The sequence below is a fragment of the Leclercia sp. W6 genome (assembly GCF_003336345.1).
Lineage (GTDB): Bacteria > Pseudomonadota > Gammaproteobacteria > Enterobacterales > Enterobacteriaceae > Enterobacter.
This window is the reverse complement of record NZ_CP031104.1, coordinates 1,515,655-1,529,698: the sequence shown is the minus strand read 5'-3', so window position 1 is coordinate 1,529,698 and position 14,044 is coordinate 1,515,655. Positions and strand designations below refer to the sequence as shown.

The 14,044-nt window shown below is 57.9% G+C and carries 13 protein-coding genes; 6 read left to right on the top strand and 7 right to left on the bottom strand.

The annotated features are described in order from the left end of the window. Positions 1-405: 405 nt before the first annotated feature. From mdtJ to DVA43_RS07450, 3 genes are all read left to right on the top strand, one after another. Positions 406-768 carry a multidrug/spermidine efflux SMR transporter subunit MdtJ gene (gene mdtJ / locus DVA43_RS07460; protein ID WP_114315139.1) on the top strand — a complete coding sequence of 121 codons (363 nt, stop codon included), beginning with the start codon at positions 406-408 and terminating at the stop codon, positions 766-768. Next, positions 755-1,084 (top strand): multidrug/spermidine efflux SMR transporter subunit MdtI, encoded by a 330-nt coding sequence (mdtI, locus tag DVA43_RS07455; RefSeq protein ID WP_114315138.1) that lies wholly within the window; start codon positions 755-757, stop codon positions 1,082-1,084. The genes mdtJ and mdtI overlap by 14 nt, the downstream gene beginning before the upstream one ends. An 86-nt stretch (positions 1,085-1,170) precedes the next feature. After that, a complete protein-coding gene (locus DVA43_RS07450) occupies positions 1,171-3,333 on the top strand; it encodes an EAL domain-containing protein (RefSeq protein ID WP_114315137.1) in 2,163 nt (720 codons plus the stop codon). Position 3,334: 1 nt separating this feature from the next. Here the strand turns inward: DVA43_RS07450 and DVA43_RS07445 are convergent, their stop codons facing one another. The 4 genes from DVA43_RS07445 to DVA43_RS07430 form a co-directional block, all read right to left on the bottom strand. Further along, positions 3,335-4,156, bottom strand: a complete 822-nt coding sequence (locus tag DVA43_RS07445; RefSeq protein WP_114315136.1) for a serine protease — start codon at positions 4,154-4,156, stop codon at positions 3,335-3,337. A 279-nt stretch (positions 4,157-4,435) separates the two neighbouring features. Further along, on the bottom strand, positions 4,436-4,750 hold the full coding sequence (gene asr, locus DVA43_RS07440) for an acid resistance repetitive basic protein Asr (RefSeq protein WP_114315135.1): 315 nt from the start codon (positions 4,748-4,750) through the stop codon (positions 4,436-4,438). 150 nt (positions 4,751-4,900) lie between these two features. Beyond that, a complete protein-coding gene (locus DVA43_RS07435) occupies positions 4,901-6,385 on the bottom strand; it encodes a carboxypeptidase M32 (RefSeq protein ID WP_114315134.1) in 1,485 nt (494 codons plus the stop codon). A gap of 73 nt (positions 6,386-6,458) precedes the next feature. Beyond that, the gene (locus tag DVA43_RS07430) at positions 6,459-7,712 is read right to left on the bottom strand and encodes an MFS transporter (protein ID WP_114315133.1); all 1,254 of its coding nucleotides are present in this window, start codon (positions 7,710-7,712) and stop codon (positions 6,459-6,461) included. 122 nt (positions 7,713-7,834) lie between these two features. Here DVA43_RS07430 and DVA43_RS07425 point away from each other — a divergent pair, with 122 nt between their 5' ends. The 3 genes from DVA43_RS07425 to bioD all read left to right on the top strand — a co-directional run bounded on the left by DVA43_RS07425 (position 7,835) and on the right by bioD (position 10,904). Beyond that, a complete protein-coding gene (locus DVA43_RS07425) occupies positions 7,835-8,734 on the top strand; it encodes a LysR family transcriptional regulator (RefSeq protein ID WP_114315132.1) in 900 nt (299 codons plus the stop codon). Between the two features lie 127 nt (positions 8,735-8,861). After that, positions 8,862-10,082: a sugar metabolism global transcriptional regulator Mlc gene (mlc, locus tag DVA43_RS07420; protein WP_114317096.1), complete on the top strand. Its 1,221-nt coding sequence runs from the start codon at positions 8,862-8,864 to the stop codon at positions 10,080-10,082. 126 nt (positions 10,083-10,208) lie between these two features. After that, on the top strand, positions 10,209-10,904 hold the full coding sequence (gene bioD / locus DVA43_RS07415; protein WP_114315131.1) for a dethiobiotin synthase: 696 nt from the start codon (positions 10,209-10,211) through the stop codon (positions 10,902-10,904). Here bioD and clcB read toward each other — a convergent pair. The 3 genes from clcB to osmW form a co-directional block, all read right to left on the bottom strand. Continuing rightward, on the bottom strand, positions 10,839-12,149 hold the full coding sequence (gene clcB / locus DVA43_RS07410; RefSeq protein WP_114315130.1) for a voltage-gated ClC-type chloride channel ClcB: 1,311 nt from the start codon (positions 12,147-12,149) through the stop codon (positions 10,839-10,841). The two genes, bioD and clcB, sit on opposite strands and share 66 nt — an antisense overlap. Positions 12,150-12,240: 91 nt before the next feature. Continuing rightward, on the bottom strand, positions 12,241-13,389 hold the full coding sequence (gene osmV / locus DVA43_RS07405) for an osmoprotectant ABC transporter ATP-binding protein OsmV (RefSeq protein WP_103824510.1): 1,149 nt from the start codon (positions 13,387-13,389) through the stop codon (positions 12,241-12,243). Then, positions 13,389-14,036: an osmoprotectant ABC transporter permease OsmW gene (gene osmW / locus DVA43_RS07400; RefSeq protein WP_114315129.1), complete on the bottom strand. Its 648-nt coding sequence runs from the start codon at positions 14,034-14,036 to the stop codon at positions 13,389-13,391. The genes osmV and osmW overlap by 1 nt, the downstream gene beginning before the upstream one ends. Positions 14,037-14,044: the final 8 nt, after the last annotated feature.

Sequence of the window (14,044 nt, the reverse complement as noted above, 5' to 3'; positions counted from 1 at the left end):
TGTCCTTTATATTTATTCTAACGGTGCAGCACGTTTAATAAATTAACCAAACGCAAACGATGAGGGTAAAGAAATGAAAAAACTTTGAGTAAAATCCTGGCTTATGGTAGAAATCAGCTGTGTTTAACTACCGGAGACAATTTTCATCTGCAATGACGAGAAGCAACACCGCAGATAATTGTAATTTTATGGACAATCTGTTCAGTACCGTTTTATCAAAAATCACTCCCGCTCTGTTCTCCTCTTTTTGCCTTATGTCTGGCGAGCAACACTGGCGCAACGCGCTGTAGACCCTCTCTCTGCCTGAGCTGGCGCATTGCGTCCGGCTAATCTGTTACGTTTTTTTTATCCGGCTGCCGTTACTGGCGAGCCGCGAAGGATTATATTCTCAAGCAGGAGAAAAAGATGTTTTACTGGATCCTCTTAGGTCTTGCTATCGTTGCTGAAATAACCGGCACCCTCTCCATGAAATGGGCCAGCGTGACCGGCAGTCACAGCGGCTATATTTTAATGCTGTCGATGATTGCGCTGTCCTATATTTTCCTCAGTTTTGCGGTTAAAAAAATCGCCCTGGGCGTGGCCTATGCGTTATGGGAAGGTATTGGTATTTTGTTAATTACGTTGTTCAGCGTGATGCTGTTTGATGAGTCGCTTTCCCTGATGAAAATGGCCGGTCTGACGACGCTGGTGGCGGGCATCATATTAATTAAATCCGGCACCCGAAAACCGGCAAAACCGCGTGCGGAGGTGACCCATGCAGCAGTTTGAGTGGATCCATGCCGCCTGGTTAGGCTTTGCTATCGTGCTCGAAATTATTGCCAACGTTCTGCTCAAATTCTCAGACGGTTTTCGCCGCAAAACCTACGGCCTGCTGTCGATTGCCGCGGTACTGGGCGCCTTCAGCGCGCTGTCACAGGCGGTGAAGGGGATTGATCTGTCGGTTGCGTATGCCCTGTGGGGCGGGTTTGGTATTGCGGCAACGCTTGCCGCAGGCTGGATCCTCTTCGGACAGCGGTTGAATCAAAAAGGGTGGATTGGCCTGGTGCTCCTCCTCGCCGGAATGATCATGATAAAACTGGCCTGATAACGTCGCTGCCTGTCATTACAGGCAGCGAAATTTATCTCCTGTATTACGCTTAGACGGAGGGCATAAAAAAGGACGGTGACTGAATGCGTAACCCTTTAAGCTGGCATAAAATTCCTTCTGCCAGGACCTTGTTTGCCATGATCTTCATGGCAGGGGTCGGCTTAATTTTCTCTGTGGTCGCCTTGCTCTATCTCTCCCTCAACCTTATCAGCAGTAAAGCCAACGAAATCGACGAGCAGCGCACCGCGCTCTCGGTAGAGGGCGCGATTCAGACATCGGTGAACCGGGTCTGGTCGCTGGTGATTGATAACGCGGTCTGGGACGATGCCGTGCGGGAGGCCTATCGCCCGGCGCTCGACATCGACTGGCTCTACAACACCTGGGGCGCGGGCTATAAGGTGAATAATCTCTATGACGGCACCTTTGTACTCGACGAACGGTTTCGGGTGCTGTGGGGATCGTTCCAGGGCCAGCCCTTCGCTGAAAAAAACCTCGACTTCTTTGGCGACGGTTTAAAATCGCTCATCCTTATGCATACCAACGCCCTGCGCTCAGATAAAAATATCTACGCCGGGATCACCCGTACCCGGGCGGGGATAGCTTTTGTTGGTGTTGGCCTGATCCGCCCGACGATTGGCAGCCTGCGGGTGGGGGATAATACCCGTCGTTTTCTGGTGATCACCCGCCACATTAACCCACAAATCCTGCGCGATCTCGGGAATACGTTTCAGATCGACAACCTGACTTTTACGCCAGAGCGGGTGAGCGACGTCAGCGTGCCGCTAAAAAGCTCGTCCGGGGAAGTGCTGGGCTATCTCTCGTGGCAGCCGCGCCTGCCGGGGGCCGCAGCGGCGAAAGCGGCCTCCCTCGACATCACGCAGATCGTCTTGCTCACCGCGGCGCTGATTTTGCTGTTTATCCTCTTCAGCTGCGTGGGGCTGTATAAACTGGCGCGGGGGGAGACGCTGGCGCGATCGGTGGCGCGCACCGACTGGCTGAGTCATCTACCCAACCGCCGGGCGCTGATTGAAGAGCTGGAGCGGGTGAGCCAGCGCGGCGATACCGACCGTAAAAGCGTGGTGTTTATCGATCTCGACGGCTTTAAGGACGTCAATGATATCTATGGCCATGAGGTGGGCGACGCGCTGATCGTCATCATCGCGGGCGCGCTGCGCGACAATGTGCCCAAAGACGGCATGCTGGCCCGGATGGGCGGCGATGAGTTTGCCATGACTATCGGGGGCGACAACGCCGAAGCGCTCGCCTCGGCGTTTGCCGGCTTTGTGCTTGATTATCTCCACTCGCCCATCATTGTTGGTGAGCGTTCCATCCACATTGGCGCCAGTATCGGCATCGCCAGCGGCACGCTGGTGGAGTGCACCAGCACCGAGCTGTTCCGTCGCGCCGATATTGCTATGTACCACTCAAAAATTACCGGCAAGGGGCGGGTGACGCACTATGATGCCGAGCTGAACAACGTGCGCGAGCGTCGGCTGGCGATTGAGGGGCAGATCCGTCATGGTCTGGAACATAATGAGTTTGACGTCTGGTATCAGCCGATCATCGATGCCCGCAGCCAGAAAATGGTCGGCGTGGAAGCGCTGGTGCGCTGGCCGCGGCGTCCCCAGGGGCCACTGGCGCCGGATGAGTTTATTACCGTCGCCGAAACCAGCGGTCTGATTTATGGCCTGGGGCAGTTTGTCCTCAGCCGGGCCTGTCAGGACCTGGAGCCGTACACGGATTTGAAACTCTCGGTCAACATCTCCCCGGCGCAGTTTCGCGATCCCGAGTTTGAAGCCAAAGTGGAAGGTGCGCTGGCCCTCAGCCGCTTTCCCCCTACGCGCCTGCAGCTGGAAGTAACCGAAACCTACGTGCTGGAAAATCCCGAGCGGGCACGCTCAGCCATCAATAATCTTAAGGCGCAGGGTATTGCGGTGGCGCTGGACGATTTCGGTACCGGCTACTCCAGTATCGGCTATCTGCGCCGCTTTAACTTCAATACCATCAAGATAGATAAATCCCTGGCCGGGCTGGTGGATCATGACGAACAGGCCTCGGCGCTGGTGAGCGGTACGGTGCGCATTGCCACCGCGCTGGGGATGACGGTGGTCGCAGAAGGGGTGGAGAACGAAAAACAGATGAAGCTGCTGCGTCTGGCGGGCTGCGATCAGCTCCAGGGCTACTGGTACAGTCAGCCGATGCCGATAGAGGCGATTATGGCGCTACGCCAGCAGCGCCAGTGTTAAGTCACTCCTGAGCCAGCTCTGACAGCTTGTCGCGAAAACCGGTGATCGACAGGGCGCGGTTATCGGCCCGCCAGCGATCTTTCGCCGCCGGGGCCGAACTCTGAACGCCGATAAGCTGCCAGCCTGCGGCGGTATTCAGCATCAGCGGCGATCCGCTGTCGCCGGGCAGGGTATCACACTGATGGGACAGCACGCTATTTTGCGCCCAGCCGGTGACGATACAGTCCTGATGGGTGTACAGCACATCCAGATGATCTTCCGGATATCCCGCCTGGCTCACCTTGCGATCGGCCTCTTTCAGGGCGGCAGTCAGCTCCGCTTTATCCCCGGCAAACAGTGGTAGCGGGGTGATACCCGACGGCGGGTTGCGCAATACTACGAGACCAAAATCCCACGAGGCGGCAGAGGGCGGCACAATCCAGCCATCGCCGTCGGCTTTCAGCCGTCTGCCTAACGAGGCATCGACGCGGCCTTCAATGCCGTGGATCTCATAACGCCAGCTCCCCTTTTGCGAGATGAAGCGCAGGGCAACGGCCCTATCCGGTTTACCTTTCGGCGGCACCAGCAGACAGTGTCCGGCGGTCAGCGCCAGTCGAGGGGTGATGAGGGTGGCGGTACAGAGGTTTCCGCTGGCCGTCTCCAGCTGGCCAATGGCTTCCCACGGCGCGCGGGACGGATCGGCGACACGCGTGCGATCGTCATGACCAAAAAACAGCGTTTGAATTTCTTTGGCGTTCGCGGCCTCGTTGTCGCCATCGTCCGCATGACTTAATCCAGAAAAGAGAAAAAATGTTCCCAGCACAATCGCAACAGATTTACGCATATCACACTCTAAAGGGATTAATTATGATTATTAAATATGAACCCTGGTAATTAACTATAGACGGGACAGCGCGAAAGCGGGAGTAAAATCAGCGTACTACAGTCAGGAAATATAAAACACACCCGCGACAAGTGCGCATAAAATAAGCGTGACAAGAATTAACTCAAACCGATAGCGCTGCAACATAACGCCCTCCGGATAAAAAAACGGCGCTGCCACCTTGCCGGTACAGCGCCGATGACCAACGTGCCCGTCGCGGACACGTTAAGCTAAGCGGGCTTATGCAGCCGGTTTTGCGGTTGGAGCAGCAGCTTCGTGTTTCACTGCTTTTTTATGGTGTTTTTTCGCAGCCTGCGCTTTCTGGGCTACAGGTGCGGCCTCTTCTTTTTTCACAGCTTTCTTGTGGTGCTTTTTAGCCGTCTGCGCTTTTTGTACAGCGGCTTTTTTGTGTTTTTTATGCTGCACGGTTTTCGCCGCCAGAGCCGCGGTAGAGGTGGCAGCCGGAGCCGCGGAGTTGGCAACAGCGTCAGCGGCGAATGCAGCAGAAGAGAGACCCATAGCAGCGGCAACAACCAGAGCTAATACCTTTTTCATCATCTTACCCTCGAATTGGTTTTTTCATTTAACCCCACTGCGGGGCCGTTGAAAGAACTATATCCCTGAAATTTCGGGGCTTCCGTGAGTGATTGGTATCGGCGTGTAACCATATGTACAACGCCGGGTCGATGACCCGGCGTAGGGGGATTACAGATAGCGCGAGGTCAGATGATCGCGGAAGTAACGGCTGTTGAGATCTTCTCCGGTCGCCTGCTCAATCAGCTGGGCGGTGGTGAAGCGGCTGCCGTGCTGCCAGATGTTCTGGCGCAGCCAGTCGAACAGGGCGCTGGAATCCCCGGCGGCGATGGATGCGTCCAGCCCCGGTAGCGCGGTTTTGGCCGCACTGAACAGCTGCGCGGCGTACATGGCACCTAAGGTGTATGACGGGAAGTAGCCAAAGCCGCCGTCGGTCCAGTGGATATCCTGCATACAGCCGTTGCGGTAGTTATCTTTTGTTGATAAGCCCAGCCAGGCCTGCATCTTCTCATCCCACAGCGCCGGGATGTCCTCCACCTCGATTTCACCGTTGATCAGCGCCCGCTCAATTTCATAGCGCAGCACCACGTGTGCCGGATAGCTCACTTCGTCGGCATCCACGCGGATATAGCCAGGCTTCACCCGCTGGTTCCAGGCGACAAAATTCTCAGGTGTAAAGGCCGCCTGGGTGCCGAAACGCTCATGAACGGCCGGGAGCAGGTGGTTGAGGAACGCCTTGCTGCGTCCGAGCTGCATTTCAAAGAAGAGGCTCTGGGATTCGTGGATAGCGGTAGAACGCGCCAGGGCGATGGGCTGACCAAGCCAGTTGCGCGGCAGGTTCTGTTCATAGCGCGCATGGCCGGTTTCGTGGATCACGCCAAACAGGGCGCTCAGCAGTTCGTCTTCGTTGTAGCGGGTGGTGATGCGCACGTCTTCCGGCACGCCGCCACAAAATGGGTGAGCGCTGACGTCCAGACGGCCCGCGTTAAAGTCGAACCCAAGGCTCTTCATCGCCTCCAGCCCCAGCTCACGCTGAATGGCGGTCGGGAACGGGCCCTGCGGCGGCACGAAGGATTGCTGCGCCTGCTTCTCGACCACCTGCGCCAGCAGATCCGGCAGCCAGGTTTTGAGATCGCCAAACAGCTCGTCCAGCCGGGCGCTGGTCATGTCCGGCTCGAAGATATCCAGTAGCGCGTCGTAAGGGGTGCAGCCTTTGGCCTCGGCGCGCAGACGGGCCTCTTCCCGGCTCAGTTTCACCACCTCTTTCAGGTTGACGGCAAAACCCTGCCAGTCGTTCGCGGGACGTTGGGTGCGCCAGGCATGCTCGCATTTACTGCCCGCCAGCGATTTGGCTTCAACCAGCGATTCCGGCAGCAGCGCAGCCTGCTGATAGTGGCGTTTCATCTCTCGCAGGTTGGCCTGTTCAACGTCGTTAAGATCTTCGCTTTCGGCGTTATGCAGCCAGTCAGCCACGTTTTTATCGGTCAGGATTTGATGCTGCAGGACGCTCAGCTCTGCCAGCGCTTCACCCCGCGCGGCGCTGCCGCCTGCAGGCATCATAGTAAGCATGTCCCAGCCGGCGATGGCGGAGAGATGGGAGAAGCGGGAGAGACGCTGGAAGGTGCGGGTGAGTTGCTGATAGTTATTCTTTTCCATTAAGACCTCGTGTCTGCATCAACTGATAGCTAAAAGTACCATCAGGTTGGGCGAAACACGAGGTCACGTCACATTAATGCAATCGTTTGTGCAGATTAGCCCCCACCACCAGCGCCCCACATAACATCAGCGCAATAAACCCGCCTACGCCATTCCAGTCATACTGATGCCAGAACACGCCGCCGAGCGTCCCGGCGATGCTGGAGCCGAGATAGTAACTGAACAGATACAGCGACGAGGCCTGGCCCTTGGCGCGACGGGCGCGCGGGCCGATCCAACTACTGGCGACCGAGTGAGCGGCAAAGAAACCGGCGGAGAAGAGCAGCATCCCGGCGAAAATCACCCACAGGTTAGCGAGCAACGTCAGCAGAACCCCGGCCAGCATCACGCCGGTGGAAACGATCATTACCGGCCCACGCCCGAAGCGGGTGGTCATCGCCCCGGCTTTTGGGGAGCTCCATGTGCCGGTTAGGTAGGCCACCGAGAGCAGGCCCACCAGCGCCTGGCTCAGATGCCACGGCGAGAGCATCAGCCGGTAGCCGATATAGTTAAAGAGGGTGACAAACGAGCCCATCAGCAGAAAACCGGTGAGGAACAGCAGGGGCAGCCCCCGATCCCGCCAGTGCAGGCGGAAATTAATCAGCAGCGTTTTGGGCCGCAGCGCGGTGGGGCGAAAATGGCGCGACTCCGGCAGGATCTTCCAGAACATCAGCGCGGAGGCCAGGGCAAAGCAGCCGATTGCCGCCAGCGCTATTCGCCAGCTAAAGAAATCGGTAAAGACCCCGCTCAGCAACCGCCCGCTCATGCCACCGATGGAGTTACCGCTGATGTAGAGCCCCATCGAGAAGGCGACAAAGCTGGGGTGGATCTCCTCGCTGAGGTAAGTCATGCCCACCGCGGCCACGCCGCTGAGGGAAAGCCCGATCAGCGCGCGCATGATTAAAATCCCGTGCCAGCTGGTCATCATCGTCGACAGCAAGGTACAGACCGACGCCAGCAGAAGTGCGGTGACCATCACCGGCTTACGTCCGATAGCGTCCGAGAGCGGCCCGGTAAAGAGCAGACCGACCGCCAGCATCCCGGTCGAGATTGAGAGGGAAATACTGCTGCTGGCCGGGGAGACGCCAAACTCCTGGGATAGCACCGGCAGGATCGGCTGCACACAGTAGAGCAGGGCAAAGGTGGCTAGCCCCGCGGAGAAAAGAGCCAGCGTGACGCGCATAAACTGCGGGGTGCCGCGTTTGATAAACCGAACCGGTTGCGCGTTGTTGGGTGAGAGTTCGATATCATTGATTGGGGCGATATCAGCCGTTGTTGTACGACTCACGTAAGTTCCTTGCTTCAACATCCCCGTGATTTCTGGTGACGGGTATGACCACAGGGATCAGGGTAGGAAATTGTAAATATTCTGTCTAATATATTAATAATCTCAAATGATACTTTTAAAATATGAATATCGAACTGCGTCATCTGCGCTACTTTGTCGCCGTCGCGGAGGAGCTGCATTTTGGGCGCGCGGCGGCGCGGCTCAATATCTCTCAACCGCCTCTCAGCCAGCAAATCCAGGTTCTTGAGCAGCAGGTAGGCGCTCGCCTGCTGGCGCGCACCAACCGCAGCGTCGGGCTGACCCCCGCAGGGCGACAATTTCTGGCGGACAGCCGCCAGATCCTGAGCATGGTGGAAGAGGCAGCTGCCCGGGCAGAGCGCCTGCACCATGGCGAAACCGGCGAGCTACGCATCGGATTTACCTCCTCCGCGCCCTTTATCAGCGCCATCTCCCAAACGCTGTCGTCGTTTCGCCGCCTGTCGCCGGATGTGCATATCCAGACCCGAGAGATCAACACCCGGGAGCAGATTGTCCCCCTCAGCGAAGGCTCGCTCGATCTCGGCCTGATGCGTAACACTCAGTTGCCGGATACCCTGGCCTGGCAGCGGGTGCTGCGCGAACCGCTGCTGGCGATGATCCACCGGGATCATCCCCTGGCGGCAAGGCCTGAAATCTCGGTGACGGAGCTGGCGCAGGAGCCGTTTGTCTTTTTTGACCCGCACGTTGGCACCGGTCTGTACGACGACATCCTGGGATTACTGCGGCGCTATGGGGTAAACCCGGTGATTACCCAGGAGGTGGGCGAGGCGATGACCATTATCGGACTGGTGGCGGCGGGGCTGGGGGTATCGATCCTTCCGGCCTCGTTCAGACGGCTGCAGCTCCATGAGATGCGCTGGGTGGCGCTCGCCGAACCGGACGCGGTTTCAGAGATGTGGCTGGTATGGTCAAAACACCATGAACTCAGCGCGGCGGCACAGCGGTTCAAAGATCTGCTTATCAACGCGGCAATGGGTCGCTGACCGGCAAAAAAAGCGGGTAAAAATGTGCTGTAAATCACAAGGCTAAGTAAAAATTTGACGATTACTGTAGAAGTGCTTCACCATAGCCCACAGTTTATTTCGAAGCGCGAAAATAAGGGAGTACGTGGTGGTTGCTGATAGTCAGCCAGGGCATATCGATCAGATTAAGCAGACCAATGCAGGTGCAGTATATCGCCTGATTGATCAGCTTGGGCCGGTCTCGCGCATCGATCTTTCTCGGCTTGCGCAACTGGCGCCTGCCAGTATCACCAAGATTGTGCGTGAGATGCTCGAAGCTCACCTGGTGCAGGAAACAGAAATTCAGGAGCCGGGCAGTCGTGGCCGTCCGGCCGTTGGGTTGGTGGTGGAAACCGAAGCCTGGCACTACCTCTCATTGCGCATCAGCCGCGGTGAAATTTACCTTGCGCTGCGCGATCTCAGCAGCAAGCTGGTGGTAGAAGATCGGCTGCCGCTGGAGCTGCAAGCTGTCCAGCCGCTGGAAGTGCGGATCACCGCCCTGATCGACCAATTCTTCATTCATCATCAGCAGAAGCTGGAACGCCTCACCGCCATTGCCATCACCATGCCCGGTATCATTGATACGGAAAATGGAATTGTCCACCGGATGCCGTTCTACGACGACGTCAAAGAGATGCCGCTGGGTGAGGTGTTGAAAAATCACACCGGCGTGCCGGTCTATATTCAGCATGATATCAGCGCCTGGACGATGGCCGAGGCGCTGTTCGGCGCCTCTCGCGGCGCCCGGGACGTGATTCAGGTGGTGATCGACCACAACGTGGGGGCCGGGGTGATCACCGATGGCCGCCTGCTGCACGCGGGCAGCAGCAGCCTGGTGGAGATTGGGCATACCCAGGTCGATCCCTATGGCAAGCGCTGTTACTGCGGTAACCACGGCTGTCTGGAGACTATTGCCAGCGTTGACAGCGTGCTGGAGCTGGCCCAACTCCGGCTCGGCCAGTCGATGAGCTCCGCGCTACACGGCCAGCCCCTGACGGTCGAGTCGCTCTGCGCCGCTGCGCAGCAGGGCGATCTACTGGCAAAAGATATTATTACCGGCGTCGGCACCAACGTCGGGCGGATCATTGCCATTATGGTTAACCTGTTTAATCCGCAGAAAATCCTCATTGGCTCGCCCCTGAGCCAGGCATCGGATGTGCTCTTCCCGGCAATCGCCGACTCCATCCGCCAGCAGTCCTTGCCGGCCTACAGCAAGCACATCATGGTGGAAAGTACTCAGTTCACCAATCAGGGCACGATGGCCGGCGCGGCGCTGGTGAAGGATGCGATGTATAACGGCTCACTATTGATTCGTCTGTTGCAGGGTTAACTGTTTTTTTACAGTCTTACCAAAAATTGCGCTATCTCAAACCGGGCAGATAGCGCATGCCTTAGACTTCCTCCACTGAATTATTTCCTTCATTTATATTTTCAGAGCATAACGGTGGAGTAAGTGATGCTTAAGCGTTTCTTTGTAACGGGTACTGATACCTCCGTCGGCAAGACGGTGGTGTCCCGCGCCTTGCTGCAAGCCATGATGGCCAGCGGAAAGCGTGTTGCAGGGTACAAACCGGTAGCCAAAGGGAGTAAAGAGACGCCAGAGGGATTGCGCAATAAAGATGCGCTGGTGCTGCAAAGCGTCTCCTCTTTAGAACTTCCTTATCATGCCATTAATCCCATTGCGCTTAGCGAAGATGAGAGCAGCGTGGCGCACAGCGGGCTGGTGAATTACACCCTGTTATCGAACGGGCTTGCCAGCCTGAGCGAAAAAGTGGATCACGTGGTGGTCGAAGGGACCGGCGGCTGGCGCAGCCTGATGAACGATCTGCGCCCGCTGTCAGAATGGGTGGTGCAGGAGCAACTGCCGGTGCTGATGGTGGTCGGTATTCAGGAGGGCTGTATCAACCATGCCCTGCTGACCGCACAAGCTATCGCCAACGACGGCCTGCCGCTGGTAGGATGGGTAGCGAACCGCATCAATCCGGGCCTGGCGCACTATGCCGAAATTATTGATGTGTTAAGCAAAAAGCTGCCTGCACCGCTGGTGGGTGAACTGCCGTACCTGCCGCGCGCCGAACAGCGTGAGCTAGCGCAGTATATCGACCTCTCTGCTTTCGGCCGGGTGCTGACCGTAGATCGAATCATGGCGTAACGTTCGCGACAGCACGGACGCCACCACACAGGCAATCAGCAAACCGGGCAGCAGAACGTACTGCCCGGTCATTTCACAGACCATCAGCGCCGACATGATTGGCGCGTGCGTCGTGGCGGCGAGCAGCGTCGCCATCCCTGCCAGCCCCAGCAAAATCGCGGTTTCAGAGCCGGGCAACCACAGCATAAAGAGCTGGGCAAACAGCATGCCGGTCGCCATGCCGACAAACAGCGTTGGCGTAAAAACCCCACCTGGTGCGCCCGAGCCGCTGCTGGCCAGAACCGCCAGCAACTTGCAGATAAATACCCCCGCAATGACCGACAGCAGCGGCGGCGCCAGCAGGAACCCCTGTACCACGCTGTAGCCATTCCCCCAGACCTTAGGTGTCAGCAGCGACAGCAGACCAACGATGAGGCCACCCAGCGCAAGCTGCCACGGTGGAGAGAGCTTCAGGCGCAGAAACAGGGAATGGCTGAAGGCCATAAGCCACATCAGCGCCGGGCCACAGATGCCCGCCAGCAGGCCCATTCCCACAATCAATGAATAATCCACCCCGGTCAGCGTGTCGCTGAGGTGTACCTCATACAGCGTATTCGCGCCGGGGCTGAGCAGACGGGTGGTGAGCAGGGCGACCACGGCGGCAATTACTACCGGGCCGAGCGAGGCCAGCATCAGGGTGCCAAATAAGATCTCGGCGATGAACAGGCTTCCGGCTAACGGGGCATGGTAGGCGCTGGCCATCCCGGCGGCGGCACCGCAGGCAATCCACAGTTTCCATTCCGTTTTGGGGGTAAAGCGCTGGGCGAAAAAGGAGGCGGCGAGGGCGGCCAGCAGGATCATCGCCCCTTCCCGGCCAATGGCGCTGCCGCTGGCGACGACCAGCAGCGACGCCAGGGATTTGACCAGGCTGGCGGCGTAGTCAAACTGTCCGTCGCCTGTCTCCAGCGCCTCCATATAGTCGGTGGGGGCATGGGGCCGCTGGGCGGTCATTTTCTGCCATCCCCACAGCAGCAGCCCGGCAGCCAGCCCGCCGAGAGCAGGCGTCAGGACGCGTCGCCAGGGCGACAGGACGCTGGCGGCATTCACCAGACTGCCGCTTTCGTTACTCAGAAACAGCCACTCCAGTAAATAGAGAGCATGGCGGAACAGGGCCACGGCCAGTGCCGCCAGCACGCCGGTGACGCTGGCAATCAGCAACCGGCGAAACATCGCGCGGATGTCAGGGTAAGCATGGAGTCGATGCATGGGTTACGCGTAAATGGGGAAGATACAATATTTTGACGGGAAAACGCGGGGTTAGCAATGCGAAGAGCCGGGCAATGCCCGGCTTACAATATTAACTGTCGCTGTGAATATTCAGCGCCCGGCGCGTGCGGCCGGAGCTTAAGTATTCCGCAATATAGTCCTGAGAAATTTCGCCGTTATAGCGCCCCTCTTCATCGACAATCGGCATCCAGCTGGTGTTGCTCTCATACAGACGCGACAGCACCACGCGCAGGTTGTCCTCCGCTTTGCCGGTCATGCGGAACGGGTGGAGCAGATCGGCGCAGGTGCCGGTGGCATTGCGCGCTTCCCGGCGCTTCACAAAGCCCAGCGGTTTGCCGTTTTCATCCACCACGGTGACGGCGCGAATGTCGTTGTCGTCCATGATGGCGAAGGCTTCCGGCAGCGGCGTGGCTGGTCGCACGGTCAGGGTTGGCTGTTGATCCGTGACATCGCCCGCGGAGACCAGCAGCAGACGCTTCAGGGTGCGGTCCTGGCCAACGAACGAGCCGACAAATTCATTGGCCGGTTTCGCCAGCAGTTCGTCCGGGCTGGCGCACTGGACAATGCGCCCCTGGCGGAAGACGGCGATACGATCCCCCAGCTTCAGCGCCTCGTCGATGTCGTGGCTCACCAGCATCACCGTTTTTTTCAGCTTGCGCTGCATCTCAAGGAACTGGTTCTGGATCACCTCGCGGTTAATCGGGTCCACCGCACCGAAAGGCTCATCCATCAGCAGTACCGGAGGATCCGCTGCCAGGGCGCGGATCACGCCGATACGCTGCTGCTGACCGCCGGACATCTCCCGCGGGTAGCGGTTGAGGAACTTATGCGGATCCATTGCCACCATATCCATCAGCTCTTCGGCGCGGGTTTTACAGCGGGCTTTATCCCAGCCCAACATGCGCGGTACGACGGTGATGTTCTCTTCGATGGTCATGTTCGGGAACAGGCCAATCTGCTGGATCACGTAGCCGATGTTGCGGCGCAGGGTCACGGTGTCCATCTCGCTGGTGTCCTGGCCATTAATCTGGATGGTGCCGCTGCTCGGAGTAATCAGCCGGTTAATCATCTTCAGGGTGGTGGTTTTGCCGCAGCCGGACGGGCCGAGCAGGACGCACATCTCCCCTTCGGGCACGTTCAGGTTGACGTTATCTACGGCCTTAAAAGTCTGGCCGTGCTTCTGTGAAAATTGTTTGGTGAGGTTTTCCAGTTTTATCATTATCGAATCCCCTTTGGAGTCAGAACGATCTGCAGACGGTGCAGTAACCAGTCGAGCACAATCGCTAAAAGACAAATCATCAGCGCGCCGGCAATCAGCATACGAATATCACTCCCGCCGATGCCGTTTAGCAGCAGCAGGCCAAGCCCGCCCGCGCCGATGACGGCGGCAATGGCCATCACGCCGATATTCATTACGACCGCGGTGCGGATGCCGCCAAAAATCACCGGCAGCGCCATGGGAATTTCTACCCAGCGCAGGCGTTGCCAGAAGGTCATGCCGATGCCGCGACCCGCTTCGCGAAGGCCCGGTGGCAGGCTGTCGAGCGCGGTGTGGGTGTTACGCACAATCGGCAGCAGCGAGTAGAGAAAGACTGCGGTAATTGCGGGCAGGGCGCCAATACCCTGACCGATCATAGAAAAGAGTGGGATCATCAGGCCGAACAGAGCAATAGACGGGATGGTCAGCACGATGGTGGCAATCCCCAGCACCGGCGTCGCCAGCCATTTGTGACGGACAATCAGAATGCCCAGCGGAACGCCGATAATAATTGCCAAGCCCACCGCCAGCGCCACCAGCCACAGGTGCTGGAAGGTCAGGGTCATGATGTAACCCCAGTTCTCAAGGATGTAATGAATGGTATCCATAGCGCCTC

What these genes read in the sequence shown, in the direction of transcription:
- DVA43_RS07425 (WP_114315132.1), top strand. Translation starts at nt 7,835, where the DNA reads ATGAATATCGAACTGCGTCATCTGCGCTACTTTGTCGCCGTCGCGGAG.
- osmV (WP_103824510.1), bottom strand. Translation starts at nt 13,389, where the DNA reads ATGATAAAACTGGAAAACCTCACCAAACAATTTTCACAGAAGCACGGC.
- osmW (WP_114315129.1), bottom strand. Translation starts at nt 14,036, where the DNA reads ATGGATACCATTCATTACATCCTTGAGAACTGGGGTTACATCATGACC.
- DVA43_RS07450 (WP_114315137.1), top strand. Translation starts at nt 1,171, where the DNA reads ATGCGTAACCCTTTAAGCTGGCATAAAATTCCTTCTGCCAGGACCTTG.
- DVA43_RS07445 (WP_114315136.1), bottom strand. Translation starts at nt 4,156, where the DNA reads ATGCGTAAATCTGTTGCGATTGTGCTGGGAACATTTTTTCTCTTTTCT.
- clcB (WP_114315130.1), bottom strand. Translation starts at nt 12,149, where the DNA reads ATGCATCGACTCCATGCTTACCCTGACATCCGCGCGATGTTTCGCCGG.
- mdtI (WP_114315138.1), top strand. Translation starts at nt 755, where the DNA reads ATGCAGCAGTTTGAGTGGATCCATGCCGCCTGGTTAGGCTTTGCTATC.
- DVA43_RS07435 (WP_114315134.1), bottom strand. Translation starts at nt 6,385, where the DNA reads ATGGAAAAGAATAACTATCAGCAACTCACCCGCACCTTCCAGCGTCTC.
- asr (WP_114315135.1), bottom strand. Translation starts at nt 4,750, where the DNA reads ATGAAAAAGGTATTAGCTCTGGTTGTTGCCGCTGCTATGGGTCTCTCT.
- bioD (WP_114315131.1), top strand. Translation starts at nt 10,209, where the DNA reads ATGCTTAAGCGTTTCTTTGTAACGGGTACTGATACCTCCGTCGGCAAG.
- mdtJ (WP_114315139.1), top strand. Translation starts at nt 406, where the DNA reads ATGTTTTACTGGATCCTCTTAGGTCTTGCTATCGTTGCTGAAATAACC.